We start from the raw sequence: 17202 nt of genomic DNA on the forward strand, positions 1-17202 counted from the left end.
GATCCGTCACGGCCCAGGCGACGCAACGGCAGCACCAAGCGTCCCCGAACCGCGAGTAGCGCGCGCAACGGTGATGTACTGGTGCAAGAGCAGACCCCGACCGGTCAGACCCGGATCAAGATGCCGCGAGCGAAAGGCTCAAAGCGAGCAGGAACCGCCGCCGCAGCACTGCGATGCGGGCCGCGCGGCGTCGTCCGCCTCCTCGGCGGGAGCGTTCAGCAGCGTGATCAGCGGCTTCTCAGCGGGCTTCGCGTCAGACATCGTGTCACCGGACATGCGCCCCATGCTACGCCCGTGCGCGAGCGACGGGGCCGCGTGCGCCGTCGGCGCATCTGGGCCGCGCACGACGGCGCCGCGTCGACCATCCGCACCTCGGACGCCGCCGCTCTGCTCGCGACGGCGCAGCGCCGACCATCCGCACCTCGGACGCGCCCCACCGCGCGCGACGGGTCGCCTTGGCGGGCTCACGTCTCAGACGCCCCCGGAGCGCGACGGGATTACCCTCCTCGCCCGGCATCCGCAACCCCCGCCTCGGGTGCGACGCCCATTCCTAGCGTGGCAACGACCCCCGATCGAGAAAGAGAGAGTCGAACCATGACCGATCTCAGCGGCAAGCGCATCGCCTTCCTGGCCACAGACGGATTCGAAGACAGCGAGCTCACCAGCCCGTGGGAGGCCGTGACCTCCGCCGGCGCCGAAGCCGTGCTGGTCTCGCCGAACGAGGGCAGCATCAGCGGCGAGAAGGGCCACGAGCAGAAGGTCGACCTCGCGGTGTCGGGCGCGTCGGCCGGCGACTTCGATGCCCTGGTCCTGCCCGGAGGCGTGCAGAACGCCGACGACATCCGCATCGTCAAGGATGCCGTGTCGTTCACCCGCGACTTCTTCGATCAGCACAAGCCCGTCGCGGTCATCTGCCACGGAGGGTGGATCCTGACCGAGGCCGACGTGCTCGAGGGCCGCACGCTCACGAGCTACCCGACACTGCAGACCGACCTGCGTAACGCCGGTGCGACGTGGGTCGATGAAGAGGTGCACGTCGATCAGGGGCTCGTGTCGAGCCGCAACCCCGATGACCTGCCCGCCTTCAACGCGAAGCTCGTCGAAGAGGTCGCCGAGGGTAAGCACTCCGGCCAGACGGCCTGATCAGGCGACAGACGAGGGGCTCCGGACCGCGGTCCGGAGCCCCTCGTCTGTAGGGATCAGTCGGTGCCCTGGCAGGACGGACACCACTGCCCGCCGCCCTTCGTGCCGGGGATGTCGTCGACGACGCCCCCGCAGTCCGGACACGGCTCACCGGTACGCCCGTGCACCCGCATCGCCGCGACCTTCGCCGCCTTCTGCTCGGCGATCGGCACGCCCCGGCGGGCGATCACCGCGGCGGTCATCGTGTCGTGCAACGCGCTCCACAGCCGTGTGATCTCGTCGTCCGTCAGGGCTGCCGCGTGAGCCGACGGCGACAGCCGTGCGGCGAAGAGGATTTCGTCTGAGTACGCATTGCCGATCCCGGCGAGCGTCTCCTGCTCCTGCAGCAGGGCCTTCAGCTGCTTGCGCCGACCGCCGAGCGCCTCGGCCAGCATCGCTCGAGAATAGGCGGGATCCGCGGCATCCGGACCGAGCTTGGCGACCGAGGGAACGTCGTCCGCGGCATCCACCACGTGGAGCTGCACCGACAGCCAGTCCCCCGCGTCTGTGACGCCCAGGACGGCGTCGTCGAACATCAGGCGAGCGATGACCGCCGCGACCGGCGCGTCGTCCGGCCGCTCCGCGACCGCCCCCTCGTCCCACGTCGCCCACCCCGCCCGCCCGAAGCCGAGGCCGAGGTGCACGCCCTCGAAGTCGATGTCGAGGTGCTTGCCGTGTCGGGTCACACCGCTGACGTCGCGACCGATCAGCTCGTCGAGCGGGCGCCCGCGGGTCTTCAGCGCCCGGCCCTCGACGAGTTCGACACCGGTCGTGGTGCGTCGGAGGAGGCGCTCGCGCAGGAACGACGCGAGCGCCTCGACCTCAGGAGCTTCGGGCACGGTGCGCGGCCCTCAGGCCCCCGGCTGGGGTGCGGTCGGCTCTGCCGGCGGCACGGTGGGTGCGGGGTACGTCTTCTCCGCGGACGCCGCGGGACGGCGCGTCGATTCTGCGAACGCGTCGGCCACCACGCGGCCCTGGATGATCTGCGTCAGGTCGATGCCGGTCGCCGCACGCACGGCCTCGAACGACGCCCGGAGGCCCGTGGCCGATTCGGTCGCCAGGTGCCCGCTGGCTCCCTCGCCGCCGAGGACGGTGATGTTGCCGACCCGGTCGTAGCCCTTCGCGAATTCGGTCATCATCGGCACCAGCGCCTCGAGCGCGCGCTGCGCCAGCAGGGCCTCCTGGTTATGCGACAGCGCCTCCGCCTCAGCGCGGATGGCTTCGGCGCGGGCCTCACCGGCCAGGCGCACGGCCTGCGCGTCGGCTTCGGCGCGCACGCGCACGGCAGCCGCTTCCTGCTCGGCGATCGCGGCGCGCGCCTGCGCCGCCTTGATCTGCGAGTACGACTCGGCGTCAGCATCTTTCTGACGCTGATACAGGTCGGCATCCGCGACGCGGGAGACCTCGGACTCCAGGCGGGCCTGCGTGTTCTGCGCCTCCTGCTGCAGGACGGCCTGCCGACGCTCGGCTCGTGTCAGCGCCTCCGCCTGCTCGGCCTCGGCGTTGGCGCGACCGACCTCGGCCTTGGCCGCAGCGCTGTTCTTGTCGAGCGCGGTCTGCTCGATGAGGTTGGCCTCGTCGGTCGCGATCTGTCGCGCGCGGATCTCACGCACGGCGTTGATGCGGGCGACCTCGGCCTCGCGCTTGACACGCTCGACCTCGGTCGCACCGAGCGCCGAGATGTAGCCGTTCAGGTCGGTGATGCCCTGGATCTGGAAAGAGTCGAGGATGAGGCCCTGCGAAGAGAGGTCCTGCTTGATGCCTTCGGCGATCTGGTCCGACAGGCGCTGGCGGTCGCGCATGAGTTCTTCGACGGTCAATGTCGCCACCACTCCGCGCAGCGCACCCTCGAGCTGCTCCGTGGTGAACTGCTCGATCGCCTTGTCTTGCGAGGCGAAGCGCTCCGCCGCACGGCGCACGGACTCGGGGTCCGAGCCGATCTTGACCAGGGCGACGCCACTGACGTTGACCGTGACGCCGGTGGACGACTGCGCGGTCGGCTCCATCTTGATCTGGCGGGCTCGCAGCGAGATCATCTCGCCGCGCTGCGTCAGCGGGTTGACGATCGCTCCGCCGCCCGTGATGACCGTGATGCGCGAGGAGTTGCCGTCGGAGCTCTTCTGCCGCTTACCGACGATGACCAGGGCCTCGTCGGCCTTCGCGACGCGATACCAGCCGCGGACGACCAGGGCGAGGACGGCCATGACGACCACCGCGACCACCACGACGATGGCCACGATGACTCCGACGGCTCCCAATGCGGCGAGTTCCATGCTTCTCCTTCGATGGGCGCTGCCGAGGCGGCGCGGGGAATTCCTTCCAACCTAACGGGGGCCTGTGCGGGCGTGTCCACCCTTTCCGCGCACGATCGCGTCGCACCGGGGTGGGGAGGAGCGTACCGTTGGGGGGAGGCGGCCCGAACCGCCGAAGAAGGGTCCCCACATGAAGATCGTCTCGTCGCAGGACTGGCGCGATGCCATCCGCTTCGACGCCCCCGTCCTGGTCGCCGACGTCGTTCCGGGCGAGGCCACTCGCTGCGTCGCCTGCGGCACCGATGGCCCGCTCTACGAGCGCACCGAACTCTGGGCGGTCAAGCACCGCCACCCCAAGCACCACGACGGGTTCGTCCGCTTCTACTGCGAAGCGCACAAGCCGGCCGCGCCCCCTCCGCCGCCGGTCGCCCCCGTCACCGCCGCCCGCACCCGGGCAGCCGCCGCCCCGCGCGCGGAGCGCCGGAGCGCGAGCCCGAGGCCGACGCTCATCACCGACCGCCCCACGCGTACTATGTGCCCCGATTGCTTCGTCGAGGTGTCCGTCGGAGGCGACTGCGGCATGTGCGGTGCACAGGTCGTCTGACGCCCCGCACGCATGACAGAACCGCCCCGGGATTCACCCGGGGCGGTTCTGTCGTCATCGAGCGTCAGCGAGCGGAGATGGTCCACCCCGCCTCGTGAGACGCGCCCGGATCGAGCGAGACGACGCCGGTGTCGAAGTCGTAGACGTCGTCGTTGAAGGCGTCGGGCGCGCAGGTCATCGGCTCCACCGCGAGGCCGGCGCGGTGTCCGGGCGTGCCGGGGCCGGCGGGCAGGTCGGCCGTGTGGATCTGAACCCAGGGGCATTCCCCGGCCCAGCTCATCGCCACGCCCGTGCCCGCGGGGTCCGTGACGACCACGGTCGTCCGGCCGTCGGCATCCCGGATCAGCCCCGTGTACGCGTGGTCGATCTCGACCGCACCGAGGACGCGGTCCTCGCGGAAGTCGAACCGGTCGGCGTCGACGGTCACGGATGCCAGGGCCACCGGCGACAGACGGTCCGGCGTCACCTCGAGCACGGTGTCGGCCGGGAGGGTGAGGTTCCATTCATCCAGGGTCGCGGGGCCGGCGACGAGGTACGGGTGCGGTCCGGTCCCCCACGGTGCGGGAGTGTCCGACAGGTTCGTCGCGCGGACCGTCTGCGTGAGGCCGGCGGCATCCAAGCGGTACGTCGTCGACACCACCAGCCACCACGGGTACCCCGCCTGCGCGGTGATCGTCGCGCTCAGTGTGACGGCGCTGTCCGAGGCGTCGGTGACGTTCCAGTCCGCCCACGACAGCAACCCGTGCAGGGCGTGAGCGCGGTCGGGCTCGGTGAGGGGGAGCTGGTGCTCGACACCGTCGAAATGATGGATGCCGTCGACCACGCGGTTGGGCCACGGCGCCAGCGTGGTTCCGCGGTAGGCGGGACGCAGCTCGTCGGCGTCGAACGGCACGACGAGGTCGCGACCCTCATGTGTCAATGAGCGGAGCGAGGCGCCGACGCTGGCAATGGCGGCTTCGTAGCCGTGAGCGCGGAGGACGACGGGGGTGCCCGAGACGAGCGTAGGGGTCTCGGTGGGAACGGCAGTGGTCATGTCGCCATTATCGTGGTCGCACCGTGGGAGCCACGGCATCCCGGGCCGTCACGTCGGTCGGGTCGGTCACGCAAGATCTTCCTGCCGCCATCACGGCATGCCGTGTCGTCAGCCGCGCGTGGTCGCGGCCGCACGGAGTCGCCGTGTCGTTCGTCCGGTGCGGAGTGCCCGAGAACGACGAATGCCCCGACCGTGACGATCGGGGCATTCGGGGAGGGCGCTTATTTGAAGGCGTCCTTGACGTTCTCGCCGGCCTTCTTGACGTTGGCCTTGCTCTGGTCGCCCTGACCCTCGGCTTCGAGACGCTCGTTGTCGGTCGCCTTGCCGAAAGCTTCTTTCGCCTTGCCGGCGATGTCTTCAGCGGCGTTCTTGATCTTGTCGTCGAGTCCCATGGCGGCTCCTCCCGTGTGGTCCTCGGGTATTTCCCGATGGCAATCACGGTAGGTCTCCTCTCTCCAAGCGGTGGGGGGCTTGAAATTCGTCTCGGCGTGAGGCAATGCCCCGGGTTAGATTCGAGAGGTGCGCGCCTGCCCATCCCGCTTCCTGCTCACCTCCGAGGCTGAGACGTGAGTACCCTCGCCGATTTCCACAGCCTCCTCGACGATGCCCCTCGCGAACCCCAGCGCAATGGCCGTGCCGGCCGCATCGCGCTGATCGTCTTCCTCGTCATCACCTTCGTGGTTCTCGGCGGTAGCGGCGGATACGTCTGGTGGGCTTCGTCGGCCGCTCTTCCCGCACCGACCGTCACGTCGCAGACGCCGATCGCGTCCGCGGGGCCGGCGGCATCCCTCGCCCTGCCCGCCGACGGCGAGATGCTGATGAGCGTCGAGGGAGGCGCAGAGTATCTGGGACCGGATGCCGCGGGGGCCTTCGCCTCGTCGGGCGGCAACGACGCGCGGCCCATTGCGAGCATCGCGAAGCTCGTCACCGCCCTCGTCGTACTCGACGCCCACCCGCTCGACGGGCCGGGCGATCCCGGTCCGACGATCGCGTTCACCGAGGCCGACACCGACCTCTACGACCAGTTCTACGTGCAGGATGCGGTCATCGCATCGATGCCCGACGGGCTGACGATGTCGCTGCACGACTCGCTCGCAACCATGCTGATTCCCTCGGCCGCGAACTACGCCGTCGCCACCGCCCGCTGGGCGTTCGGCTCCGAGGGGGCGTATGTGCAGGCGGCTCGGTCGTGGCTGAGCGCTAACGGCTTGAACGACACGCGGATCGTGGATTCCACCGGGATCGACGAGCGCAACACGAGCACGCCCAGCGACCTCGTGGCCCTCGGCCGCATCGCCGCGGCGAACCCCGTCGTCGCCGCGATCGTCCGAACGCCGTCGATCACCGTCCGTGGGCCCGGGACCGTCACCAACACCAACGACCTGCTCGGCACCCTCGGAGTCTCGGGCATGAAGACCGGCAATCTGGGCGACGGGACGTTCAATCTCCTTTTCACGTCCACCCTCGACGTCGGTATCGGCGCCCCCCTGAGCATCACGGGTGTGCGCATGAGCGGTGCGACCCACGACAGCACCGATGAAGACGTCGCGCTCTTGCTGCAGAGCCTGAAGTACGGGTTCCACGACCTGACCCTGGGGACCGCCGGCGACGACATCGGCACGATCTCCACGCCCTGGGGCTCTCGTGCGTCCCTCGTGCTCGCCGAGAACGCGGCGCTCCGCACCTGGTCGGACACACCCGTGACGGTGAACCTCGACACCAGAACGCCGCAGAATTACGCCTACGGCGAGGTCGTGGGAACCGTGACCTGGACGGCCGGCCCGCAGACGACGGCATCCGAGGTCGAGATCAAGGGCGCGATCGAGGAACCGACCCTGTGGTGGCGTCTGACCCACCCGACCGAACTGGGCTGACGCACCCCACGGTCAGAGGGTCACACCGCCGGCAGCTCCGCGTGAGCGACGACGGCGTCGCCCGTGTCGCGCAGTTCCATTCGCGCCGCGTCGCCGCGCAGGACCGCCGCGTTCATGCGGCAGACGATGGGGACGGCTGAACCGAGCACCTCCCCCGCGGTGAACTCGGTGCCGTCCTCGCCGACGAAGACGAGCTCGTACGTCGCTCCCACGTCGAGTCCCGACGCCTCCAGGTACGCTTCGGTGCCCCACGTGTGGGCGACGACCTCCGCCGAGACATCGATGCCGCCGACGTCGTCGCGCACCTCGATCTGCTCCACGGCGCCGAGGGTGCCCGGCGGGCCCGACGGCGCGGGTGCACGGAACGCGCCGGCACCGTTCGCACCGATCGCCAGACCTGCGGCGAGGCACGCCGCGCCCACGAGCGGCGCGACCCACCGGCGCGGACGCCGCGCGACGGCGACCACCGGCGCCGATCCGACCGCCGTTGTATCGCCGCGGTCGAGCGAGGTCCCGATCCGCTCGAACAGGTCGCCCGCATCGCGGGGGGTGGTCCATCCGAGATCGCCCTGGCGCAGCCGCCCGGCGACCTCTTCGAGCGCGGTGAACTCGTCGGCACGCGCCCGGTCGGAACGTCGGAGCCCCTCGAACTCCACCGACTCGGCGGGGGTCAGTTCTCCGGCCAGCGCGGCGGCCACCAATTCGGCCCAGCGGTCATCGGGAGTGCGCATCGGGCTCCTCCATCTCTTCGAGGTGCGCCCGGAGGGCGCGGAGTGCGTGAAAGGTTCGGGTGCGCCAGGTCGCAACGGGGACGCCCGTGGCATCGGACAGCTCCTGGTACGTGCGCCCGTGAAGGTGGATCGCCACGACGGCCGTGCGGTGCGCCTCCGTGAGCACCGACAGCGCCTCGAGCATCCGCAGCCGTTCGAGAGGATCGATGGCCTCCGCAGCCCGACTCTCGAGCTCCGCGTGGTCGCCGATCAGGGGCAGGCGGGCGCGGGCGCGGAGGGCGTCCACGATCACGTTCCGGGCGATCGAGAACAGCCAGGTGCGCTCGGAGGCCTCTCGTGGATCGAATCGCTCCCTGGCTCGCCACGCCCGCAGGAACGTCTCCTGCACGCAGTCCTCTGCGAGAGGACGGTCGCGGAGCGCGTTCACGGCGTACCCGAGCAGCGCGCTGCCGTTGTCGTCGAACGCGCGGCGGAGATCGAATCCCGCCCCCGCCTTGCGTCGTCGAGACGCGTCCATGCGCCTCTCCCTGCTCCGTTCGGCGGACTCCGTCATGCGCGCCGTCCTCTCCGAGGCTAACGGTCGCCCCGACGGCGACCTGCGAGGTATACGTCGCCGACGGACTCTGCGTTCATCGCGGAGCAATTCGCCGCGGCGATGAACGTTCGGCCGCTTCCTCTCGTACACGCCCTCAACCGGACGCTCCGCGTCCCGATCGAAAGGCACGACGATGACGAAGAAGACGTACGCCCGCCCGTTGACGATCGGCGCCCTGGCCGGTGTCGCCCTGCTGGCCGTGGGATCCCCCGCCTTCGCCGACACCGAGGTCGACGAACCGTCGCAGTTCACGAGCGCATTCACCGTGATGGCGACGCCGGACCAGGTGATCAACAACGACGGGGTGGCGACACCGGGGCAGAGCGGTGCGACCGGCACGTTCACGTTCCGCATCAACTCCGACCAGGAGATCATCTGCTACGACATCCGCCTCGAGGGGGTCAGCGGCGACTACCAGAGCCCGGCGAAGACGGCGACGCACATCCATGAGGCCGCCGTCGGCAAGCCCGGCCCGCCGCGCATCGCCTTCCCCAACCCCGCACCCGTCGGCGACGGCCCGCGCACCTCGGCGGGATGCCTGCAGGGGCCCTTCACCACCGGCGTCGTCGCCAACGGTGCCGACACCGGGACGAACTTCTCGCTCAAGCAGATCGAGGCGAACCCCGCCGGCTTCACCGGCGACTCCCACACCGTCGACTTCGCGGCCGGAGTAATCCGCGGCCAGCTGACGTCCATCCCCGTCGGCGGGGTCGACACCGGCGCCGGTGGAGCGGCGACGAGTGAGTTCTCCGGCTGGGGACTCGCCGCCACGGCCGGCGGGCTCGGCCTCGTCGCCGCCACCGCCTTGATCGTCCAACGCCGCCGCGCGGCCGCGGCCGAGTGATCGACGCGCGGCGCGGTGCGCGTCGGCAGGCCCCGCTGGGGTGGCCGGCGCGCACCGCGTGCGTGCTCGCGCTGGTCGCCGTGCTGAGCTGCGCGGGGTGCAGCGCGGCGCCGCAGTCGGCCTCCCCCACACCTCTCCCGTCGGCTCCGACGTCCGTCGCGTCCCCGACCACGCCGATCACGCCGCCCGACGTGGACGCGCCGGCCACGCCCGCACCCGTCGCCCCCGCACGTGTCGTCATCCCGACCCTCGCGCTCGACGAGCCACTGATCGAACTGGGGATCGCCGACGACGGGGGCATGGAGGTTCCGGTCGACTACGAGGAGGTCGGATGGTTCTCCGGCGGCGGGCGCCCCGGCGGAAACGGACCCACCGTCATCGCCGCCCACGTCGATTCGCCCACAGGCCCCGCGGTGTTCCAGAATCTGGAGGACCTCGCGGTGGGAGACGTGGTCGAGGTGTACGGCGCCGACGGCGTGGTGCACGTCTACCGCGTCACCGAGACCGCCGACTATCCGAAGTCGGCCTTTCCCACCGCCCGTGTCTTCGGAGCCACCGCCCGTGACGAGTTGCGGCTCATTACCTGCGGCGGCGTCTTCGACCGGGATGCCGGTTCGTACGTCGACAACCGGGTGGTCTACGCCGTGCCGGCGTGATCACCCAGCGCGGGAACCCGGTGTCGGGGTAGCCTCCTCGACATGTCGCAGCACGAGCCCAGAAGATCTCCCGCCGGCCATGCGATGTTCCTCGTCATCTTCGCCGCGCTGTTCGCGGGTGGGCTCGTCGTGACGTTCCTCGCCGCGCCGCTGCTCGCCCTCACCCCGCTGCAATGGGTCGTCGCGCTCGTTCTCACGGTCGTTACGGGAGCCGCGACCGCGTGGGAGGTTCGATGCCTGGTCGCGGCGCTCAGGCATTCGAAACGCTCTCGCCCGAGCTGAACGGAGTGCCGACGACCGCTCGATCACGGAGCATCGACGAAGCACTCTGCCGTTCCCGCCCGCCCCGTCTGGGATGAACCACCGCACGCAGCCGGGTGCGACGCTGTCGCTCCTCAAGGCGTGGTCGACGAGCCGCCGACGGACGAAGGCCGTCCACGTGAGCCCCCGAGCCCGCTCGTCCCAACGATGGCGTCCGTCAGTTGTTGAAGCGGAACTCCACCACGTCGCCGTCCTGCATGACGTACTCCTTGCCCTCGAGGCGGGCCTTGCCCTTCGATCGGGCCTCGGCGACCGAGCCGAGCTCGACGAGGTCGGCGAACGAGATGACCTCGGCTTTGATGAAGCCCTTCTCGAAGTCCGTGTGGATGACACCGGCCGCCTGCGGAGCCTTCGCGCCCTGCGGGATCGTCCACGCGCGCGCTTCCTTCGGTCCCGCGGTGAGGTAGGTCTGCAGGCCGAGCGTGTCGAAGCCGATGCGGGCGAGCTGGTCGAGGCCGGACTCGTCCTGACCGGTGGATGCCAGCAGCTCAGCGGCATCCTCGGGGTCGAGGTCGATCAGTTCGGACTCGATCTTGGCATCCAGGAAGACGGCCTTCGCGGGCGCGACGAGCGCCGACAGTTCGTCTTTGCGAGCGGGGTCGGTGAGCACGGCCTCGTCGACGTTGAAGACGAAGATGAAGGGCTTCGCGGTCAGCAGACCCAGCTCGCGGATCGGCGAGAGGTCGATTTTGGATGCCGAGAGCAGCACGCCGCGCTGGAGGGCGTCCTGCGCGGCCTTGGCTGCGTCGAGCACCGAGGGGTCGAGTTTCTTGCCCTTGACCTCTTTCTCGTACCGCGTGATCGCCTTCTCGAGCGTCTGCAGGTCGGCGAGCTGGAGCTCGGCGTTGATGGTCTCCATGTCGCCGGCGGGGTTGACCTTGCCGTCGACATGGACCACGTCGTCGTCGGCGAATCCGCGGACGACCTGGGCGATGGCATCCGCCTCACGGATGTTCGCGAGGAACTGGTTGCCGAGGCCCTCACCTTCGCTGGCTCCGCGCACGATGCCGGCGATGTCGACGAACGACACCGCGGCCGGCACGAGACGCTCGCTGCTGAACACGTCGGCGAGCTTCTGCAGCCGCGCATCGGGAAGGTTCACGACCCCGACGTTGGGCTCGATCGTGGCGAACGGGTAGTTCGCGGCGAGCACCGAGTTCTTGGTCAGGGCGTTGAAGAGGGTCGACTTGCCGACGTTGGGAAGGCCGACGATTCCGATGGTAAGAGCCACGGGAGTCCAGGTTACCCGGCCGCCGCCCGCTCAACGTCCTTGGCTCCTCTCGCCGACGCGTTGAGCACCGGGACGCAACGTCGCCGACGCGATCAGTGTCGTCGCGCGCGGAACGCGTGCGTGACGTTCGGCAATGCGACCGCCCCTCCGTCGGCCAGGTCGGGGAGGGATGCCACAACCACCTCGACCGCCGCGTCGACGCATGCGCGCGTCTCGGGGTCGGCTCGTCCGCGCTCCCCCGCACCCGACCGCACCTCGGATGCCGCCGACCCCGGCGCGCCTCACCCCTTCGACGCGGCGGCGGGTCAGGGTGGATCCGTGGCATTGGACTTCACCGCGATCGACTTCGAAACGGCGAACTCCAGCGGCGCGTCCGCGTGCGCGGTCGGCCTCGCCCGAGTGCGGGGCGGCCGGGTGGTCGCGACCGCCGCCTGGTTGATCAAGCCCCCGGCCGGACACGACGACTTCGCCCCCATCAACGTTGGCATCCACGGCATCCAGCCCGCCCACGTGGTGAACGCGCCGTCGTGGAGCGATCAGCTCGCACGCCTCACCGCCTTCGCCGGCGCCGACGTCCTGGTTGCGCACAACGCCGGCTTCGACATGTCGGTGCTGCGTCGGGCCTGCGCCGCGACGGGCGACGAGTGCCCGCCCTACCGCTACCTCTGCAGCGTGCAGATGTCACGCAAGACGTACGCGCTCGCCTCGTATCGCCTTCCGCTCGTCGCCGCCGAGGCCGGATGCTCCCCCTTCGCGCACCATGACGCGCTCGCCGACGCCGTCGCCTGCGCCGAGATCACCATCGACTGCGCGCGCCGCGCGGGCGTCGACGACGTGCACGCCCTGGCCGCGCACCTCGGCGTGCGGGTCTCGCAGATCACGGTCGAAGCGGTCGAACGCGCCGTCGCCTGAGCACCACCGGCGGCGTCTCTCCGGCGATGTCGGAGGTCTGGTGCATGCTCGGAACATGGATGCCAGCGCCCTCCTCTTCGTGATCCTCGCCCTCGCCCTCGGCGTCGCCGCCGGGTGGTTCGTGGGGTCGTCGCGGGCCTCCGCGCGGGCCGCGATCGAACAGCAGGCGTTGGGCTCGCGGGCCGCCGCCGCCGAGACGGCACGTGTGGGTGTACAGGCCCAACTCGACCATCAGGTCGCGTTGTACCGAGAGCTGGTCGGGCAATCCCGCGCCGACCAAGCCGCACGAGAGGAACGCGAGCGTCGCGAACAGACAGTCCTGCGTGCGCTCGACCCGGTGCGCGACACGCTCGACGCGATGCAGCGCAAGGTCGACGGCCTCGAGCGCGACCGAGTCGAGCAGTACTCCGCGCTCGGCGAGCAGCTGCGGCTCTCGCGCGAGGCCGACGAAGCACTCCGCGCCACCACCGAGTCCCTCGCCTCCGCGATGCGTTCCGGCACGACCCGCGGCGTCTGGGGCGAGACGCAGTTGCGGCGGGTCGTCGAGGCGGCCGGTCTCACCCGTTACGTCGACTTCGACCTGCAGGCGACGATCTCCAGCGACGCCGGCGCGGGTCGCCCCGACATGGTGGTGCGCCTCCCGGGTGGCAAGGCCCTCGCGGTGGATGCGAAGGTCCCCCTCGACGCGTACCTGCAGGCGAGCGCCATCGCCGTCACGGCCGCCGGTGACGAAGGAGCGCGGCGCGCGGCTCTCCTGACGAAGCACGCACGCGCCGTGCGCGCCCACGTCGACGCGCTCGCCCGGAAGGCCTACTGGGCCGGGCTGACGACGAGCCCCGAATTCGTCGTCTGCTTCCTACCGAGCGAGTCGTTGCTGGCGTCCGCGCTCGACGAAGATCCCGCCCTGCTCGACTACGCCTTCGCGCGTCGGGTGGCCCTCGCCTCTCCCGTCAACCTCTGGGCGGTGCTGAAGACCGTCGCCTTCACGTGGACGCAGCAAGACGTCTCAGACGAGGCGCGCACCCTCTTCGCCCTCGGCACCGAGTTGTACGACCGGGTGGGCGTCCTCGCGAGCCACGCGAGCGACCTCCGCCGCGCCATCGAGCGCACGGTCGATAGCTACAACAAGTTCGCAGGGTCGCTCGAGACACGGGTGCTGGTCACCGCACGCAAGTTCCCCGGTATCGATGAGACCAAGCTCGACGTGGTCGCGGCTCCCGGCGCCGTCGACTCCGTGCCCAGACGGTGGACGGCACCCGAGATGCTCGACCTGGAGTCCGATCCACGACAGTCGTCCATCGCGCGGACGGATGAAGACGCTTCATCGCCGCGGCTCTCGGGAGCCGACCTCGGTGATGTGCGCGAGAGGGCGGGGCTGGCCGCCGATGACGCCTGAACGGTGTGTCGGTGAGCCCGCGGCTCAGGCGCCGCCGGGCACCCAACTGAGCAGGCTGATGACGGCGGCGGAGACGCCGACGAAGGCGCCGACCATCCACCAGGCGCTCACTTCGTGGCCCTCGGCGCGGCGCACGCGCAGCAGTACGTCGGGTCGGCGTGCCGGGTCGACGGCGCTGGCGATGACCGCCTGGGCACCTGTCTGAGGTGCGGTCTGGTTCGTCGGAGCTGTAGTCACGGACGATCCCCCTTCGGGTCTCGGAAGAACACAGCGTCACCGTTGACACCTCTACCGATTGTGCCAGAGTCCTCCTGAGAGACCGGTCACGCTTGCGTCACGACACGCCCGACTGCACCTGCGCGGACCATCTGCGCGCCGCACGGCTGCCCCCTGCACGTCGAAACGGCACCCCGCCGACGAGACGGTTGCAGCATGCAGCCGTCATGTCAGCGAGATGCCGTCTCGCGAGATGCACCACTCAGCCCAGGAGGGCCGGCGTCACAGCCACTTTGACGTCAGGTGTTCCGACGTGATGCGGCGCAGGGTCCCCGACGCCCCACGCAGAACGACGCTTTCGGTGTAAAGGAAGTCGCCCTCGCGGCGCACGCCCGCAACGAGCTGACCATCGGTCACGCCAGTGGCGACGAAGATCGTGTTCTTGCCCTTCACCAGACCGTCGGCCTCGTACACCTCGCCGTCGATCAAAAGTCCGGCATCCCGGCCCTTCTCCTTCTCGTCGTCGGTGCGAGGTGCGAGCACTCCCTGGATGTGACCGCCGAGCGCCTTGATCGCGCAGGCGGTCACGATCCCCTCGGGGCTGCCGCCGATGCCGACGCACATGTCGGTGCGGGCGTTGTGACGGGCCGCGTTGATGCCGCCGGCCACGTCGCCGTCGCTCATCAGACGGGTGCCGGCGCCGGCCTCGCGGATGTCGGCGATGAGCTGCTCGTGCCGCGGGCGGTTCAGCACCGAGACGACGAGCTCGTCGACGGGCTTGCCGAGGGCCTTCGCGAGAAGGCGGATGTTCTCACCGATCGGCAGGCGGATGTCGACGACACCCACTCCCGCGGGACCGGTCACGAGCTTGTCCATGTAGAAGACGCTCGAAGCCTCCAGCATGGTGCCCTGGTCGGACACCGCGATCACCGAGAGGGCGTTCTGGCGACCGGCGGCGGTCAGCGAGGTACCGTCGATCGGATCCACGGCCACGTCGCACTGGGGGCCGCGGCCGCTGCCCACGCGCTCCCCGTTGTAGAGCATGGGCGCGTTGTCCTTCTCGCCCTCGCCGATGACGATCGTGCCGTCGAAGTTGACGGTGCTGAAGAAGGCGCGCATCGCGTCGACCGCGGCACCGTCAGCGGCTTCCTTGTCGCCCCGCCCGATGAAGGGGACGGCGCGGATGGATGCCGCTTCCGTCGCCCTCACCAACTCCAGAGCCAGGTTGCGGTCGGGGTGCAAAGGGCTCATGTCGGCAGTCAGGCTCACCATGGGGCCACTGTATCCAGCAAAGCGATGACAATCGCGGGATTTCACCAGTCCCGAGGCGAAGGAATGGCGCTTCTTAACGATTCCGCAGAAGTGGCCGGTTCCTGTCGCGTGCGCCATGTCACGATCCGACGCCTTCGCTAGGCTGACGGTGTCCCGACAACACCAAGGAGCACCTCCATGCCCGTCGCTACCCCTGAGCAGTACGCCGACATGCTCGACCGCGCCAAGGCCGGCAGCTTCGCGTACCCCGCGATCAACGTCTCGAGCTCGCAGACCATCAACTCGGTGCTTCAGGGCCTGACCGAGGCCGGCTCCGACGGCATCCTCCAGGTCACCACCGGTGGCGCCGATTACTTCGCCGGCCACACCGTCAAGGCCCGCGCCACCGGCGCCCTGGCCTTCGCCCGGTACGTCACCGAGGTCGCCAAGAACTACCCGATCACCGTGGCGCTGCACACCGATCACTGCCCCAAAGACGCCCTGCCCGGCTTCGTCCTCCCCCTTCTCGAGGCCTCTGAAGAAGAGGTGAAGGCCGGCCGCAACCCGATCTTCCAGTCGCACATGTGGGACGGCTCGGCCGTTCCCCTCGACGAGAACATCGACATCGCGGCCGACCTCCTCCCCCGCATGAAGAACATCAACGCCATCCTCGAGATCGAGGTCGGCGTCGTCGGCGGCGAAGAAGACGGCGTTCAGCACGAGGGTTCGAACGACGCCCTGTACACCACGGTCGCCGACGTCACCAAGGCCGTCGAGCGCCTCGGCCTCGGCGAGAACGGCCGCTACATCTCGGCCCTCACCTTCGGCAACGTGCACGGCGTGTACAAGCCCGGCGGTGTGAAGCTCCGCCCCGAGCTGCTCGGCGAGATCCAGGAAGGCATCGCCGCGCACTTCGGCACCGGACCCAAGCCCCTCGACCTCGTGTTCCACGGCGGCAGCGGCTCGACCGATGACGAGATCGCCCTCGCCGTCGCCAACGGCGTCGTCAAGATGAACATCGACACCGACACCCAGTACGCCTTCACGCGCTCGATCGCCGGTTACATGTTCTCGAACTACGAGGGCGTGCTGAAGCTCGACGGCGAGGTCGGCAACAAGAAGCAGTACGACCCCCGCGCCTGGGGCAAGGTCGCCGAGTCCGCGATGGCCGTGCGCGTGGTCGAGGCCACCAAGCAGCTCGGCTCGTACGGCCAGTCGAAGAGCTGACACACCCGCTCGAGCGAACGCCCCGGTCTCCGTACCGGGGCGTTCGTCGTTTTCGGATGCCGCGGCCCGAGCCTGAGCCGCGACACGCGCCCGCCGTGCGCAACGGCGGGTCGGCTCGGCGACACGCTGATGACACGCCACCGCGAACGGCGTGTCACCGAAATTCCCCGCCGTTGTGCGCGCAACCCGCCCCGGGCGACCGGATCACGCCACAGTGAACGGCGTGTCATCGAGACACCGGCCGACGTGCAGGCACCCCGCCTCGAGCCACCGGATGCCGAGACCCGGCGTCTCAGCTCCGGTACACCTCGATCACCGTCGGCGCGCCCTCGGGTACCGACAGCACCTCGATGGCATCCCCCGCCCGGACGTCGCCTGCCCGGCGCACGCGCAGGTACGCGCCGAGTCGCCCCTCGTCGGAGAAGCGCTTCACCCACCCGCGCGCCGCGGAGCCGCCGACCCACCGCGCGAACGTCGCGCACGGGGTGCGGGGCATCGTCACCTCCACCTCGACGGTGTCGCCGATGCGCCAGATCTCGCCGATGCGGGCGCCGTTGACGTCGAGCCCCTCGACGCGGAGGTTCTCTCCGAACCACCCGGAGGGGAGATCTCGGTCGAGCTCTCGCTCCCAGAACTCCGCGTCCTCGTGGGCGTAGGCGTACACCGCCTTGTCGGGACCGCCGTGATGCTTCCGGCTCGCCTGCACGTCGGCGCGGACGCCCAGCTTTCCGACGCGAACGTCGCCCTCGATCGGGCGCTTGTCGATGGCGGTGACGCCGACGGATCCGGCATCCGGATGCAGGGTGTGGACGGCGCAGACGGCGACGAGACGGGGCATGCGACGATGCTAGAACGTCGCCGCAGCGCTTCCCGACTG

General features: G+C 69.9%; 20 protein-coding genes. 9 read left to right on the top strand and 11 right to left on the bottom strand.

The window, feature by feature from the left end:
• Nucleotides 1-138: 138 nt before the first annotated feature.
• Nucleotides 139-276 (bottom strand): hypothetical protein, encoded by a 138-nt coding sequence (locus ACXKZF_RS09940; RefSeq protein ID WP_156459144.1) that lies wholly within the window; start codon nt 274-276, stop codon nt 139-141.
• A gap of 318 nt (nt 277-594) precedes the next feature.
• Between ACXKZF_RS09940 and ACXKZF_RS09945 the strand changes: the two genes are divergently transcribed.
• Nucleotides 595-1143, top strand: a complete 549-nt coding sequence (locus ACXKZF_RS09945) for a type 1 glutamine amidotransferase domain-containing protein (RefSeq protein ID WP_243223231.1) — start codon at nt 595-597, stop codon at nt 1141-1143.
• A 56-nt stretch (nt 1144-1199) separates the two neighbouring features.
• Here the strand turns inward: ACXKZF_RS09945 and ACXKZF_RS09950 are convergent, their stop codons facing one another.
• Entirely contained in the window at nt 1200-2021 is an 822-nt protein-coding gene (locus tag ACXKZF_RS09950) for a DNA-formamidopyrimidine glycosylase family protein (RefSeq protein WP_488984106.1), read from the bottom strand.
• Between the two features lie 12 nt (nt 2022-2033).
• Nucleotides 2034-3455 (bottom strand): flotillin family protein, encoded by a 1422-nt coding sequence (locus ACXKZF_RS09955; protein ID WP_488984107.1) that lies wholly within the window; start codon nt 3453-3455, stop codon nt 2034-2036.
• A gap of 169 nt (nt 3456-3624) precedes the next feature.
• Between ACXKZF_RS09955 and ACXKZF_RS09960 the strand changes: the two genes are divergently transcribed.
• Complete coding sequence (locus ACXKZF_RS09960; protein WP_055953579.1) at nt 3625-4038, top strand: hypothetical protein; 414 nt, start codon at nt 3625-3627, stop codon at nt 4036-4038.
• 64 nt (nt 4039-4102) lie between these two features.
• Here the strand turns inward: ACXKZF_RS09960 and ACXKZF_RS09965 are convergent, their stop codons facing one another.
• Both ACXKZF_RS09965 and ACXKZF_RS09970 read right to left on the bottom strand, forming a co-directional pair.
• Entirely contained in the window at nt 4103-5071 is a 969-nt protein-coding gene (locus ACXKZF_RS09965) for an aldose 1-epimerase family protein (RefSeq protein WP_488984108.1), read from the bottom strand.
• Nucleotides 5072-5292: 221 nt separating this feature from the next.
• Nucleotides 5293-5463, bottom strand: coding sequence for a CsbD family protein (locus tag ACXKZF_RS09970; protein ID WP_082484862.1), 171 nt, complete (start codon nt 5461-5463; stop codon nt 5293-5295).
• A gap of 174 nt (nt 5464-5637) precedes the next feature.
• Between ACXKZF_RS09970 and ACXKZF_RS09975 the strand changes: the two genes are divergently transcribed.
• Nucleotides 5638-6945, top strand: a complete 1308-nt coding sequence (locus tag ACXKZF_RS09975) for a D-alanyl-D-alanine carboxypeptidase family protein (protein ID WP_488984109.1) — start codon at nt 5638-5640, stop codon at nt 6943-6945.
• A 20-nt stretch (nt 6946-6965) separates the two neighbouring features.
• Here the strand turns inward: ACXKZF_RS09975 and ACXKZF_RS09980 are convergent, their stop codons facing one another.
• Nucleotides 6966-7676, bottom strand: a complete 711-nt coding sequence (locus tag ACXKZF_RS09980; protein WP_488984110.1) for a hypothetical protein — start codon at nt 7674-7676, stop codon at nt 6966-6968.
• The gene (locus tag ACXKZF_RS09985) at nt 7660-8193 is read right to left on the bottom strand and encodes a sigma-70 family RNA polymerase sigma factor (protein ID WP_488984111.1); all 534 of its coding nucleotides are present in this window, start codon (nt 8191-8193) and stop codon (nt 7660-7662) included. The genes ACXKZF_RS09980 and ACXKZF_RS09985 overlap by 17 nt, the downstream gene beginning before the upstream one ends.
• 211 nt (nt 8194-8404) lie before the next feature.
• Here ACXKZF_RS09985 and ACXKZF_RS09990 point away from each other — a divergent pair, with 211 nt between their 5' ends.
• The 3 genes from ACXKZF_RS09990 to ACXKZF_RS10000 all read left to right on the top strand — a co-directional run bounded on the left by ACXKZF_RS09990 (nt 8405) and on the right by ACXKZF_RS10000 (nt 10053).
• Nucleotides 8405-9115, top strand: coding sequence for a CHRD domain-containing protein (locus tag ACXKZF_RS09990; RefSeq protein WP_488984112.1), 711 nt, complete (start codon nt 8405-8407; stop codon nt 9113-9115).
• Between the two features lie 191 nt (nt 9116-9306).
• Entirely contained in the window at nt 9307-9771 is a 465-nt protein-coding gene (locus tag ACXKZF_RS09995) for a class F sortase (protein ID WP_488984113.1), read from the top strand.
• 42 nt (nt 9772-9813) lie between these two features.
• Nucleotides 9814-10053, top strand: coding sequence for a hypothetical protein (locus ACXKZF_RS10000; RefSeq protein WP_488984114.1), 240 nt, complete (start codon nt 9814-9816; stop codon nt 10051-10053).
• A 196-nt stretch (nt 10054-10249) separates the two neighbouring features.
• Here the strand turns inward: ACXKZF_RS10000 and ychF are convergent, their stop codons facing one another.
• Complete coding sequence (gene ychF / locus ACXKZF_RS10005) at nt 10250-11323, bottom strand: redox-regulated ATPase YchF (protein WP_488984115.1); 1074 nt, start codon at nt 11321-11323, stop codon at nt 10250-10252.
• A 318-nt stretch (nt 11324-11641) separates the two neighbouring features.
• Here ychF and ACXKZF_RS10010 point away from each other — a divergent pair, with 318 nt between their 5' ends.
• The gene (locus tag ACXKZF_RS10010; protein WP_488985988.1) at nt 11642-12235 is read left to right on the top strand and encodes a 3'-5' exonuclease; all 594 of its coding nucleotides are present in this window, start codon (nt 11642-11644) and stop codon (nt 12233-12235) included.
• 55 nt (nt 12236-12290) lie between these two features.
• Nucleotides 12291-13631 (top strand): DNA recombination protein RmuC, encoded by a 1341-nt coding sequence (locus ACXKZF_RS10015; protein WP_488984116.1) that lies wholly within the window; start codon nt 12291-12293, stop codon nt 13629-13631.
• Between the two features lie 24 nt (nt 13632-13655).
• Here the strand turns inward: ACXKZF_RS10015 and ACXKZF_RS10020 are convergent, their stop codons facing one another.
• Both ACXKZF_RS10020 and glpX read right to left on the bottom strand, forming a co-directional pair.
• Nucleotides 13656-13868, bottom strand: a complete 213-nt coding sequence (locus ACXKZF_RS10020) for a hypothetical protein (protein ID WP_055953550.1) — start codon at nt 13866-13868, stop codon at nt 13656-13658.
• Nucleotides 13869-14129: 261 nt separating this feature from the next.
• Complete coding sequence (gene glpX / locus ACXKZF_RS10025) at nt 14130-15119, bottom strand: class II fructose-bisphosphatase (protein WP_055953548.1); 990 nt, start codon at nt 15117-15119, stop codon at nt 14130-14132.
• Between the two features lie 177 nt (nt 15120-15296).
• Between glpX and fbaA the strand changes: the two genes are divergently transcribed.
• Nucleotides 15297-16325 carry a class II fructose-bisphosphate aldolase gene (fbaA, locus tag ACXKZF_RS10030; protein WP_055953545.1) on the top strand — a complete coding sequence of 343 codons (1029 nt, stop codon included), beginning with the start codon at nt 15297-15299 and terminating at the stop codon, nt 16323-16325.
• A 292-nt stretch (nt 16326-16617) separates the two neighbouring features.
• Here the strand turns inward: fbaA and ACXKZF_RS10035 are convergent, their stop codons facing one another.
• Nucleotides 16618-17163, bottom strand: coding sequence for an MOSC domain-containing protein (locus tag ACXKZF_RS10035; protein ID WP_055953543.1), 546 nt, complete (start codon nt 17161-17163; stop codon nt 16618-16620).
• Nucleotides 17164-17202 lie beyond the last annotated feature (39 nt).

Source organism: Microbacterium sp. ABR10 (genome assembly GCF_057812175.1).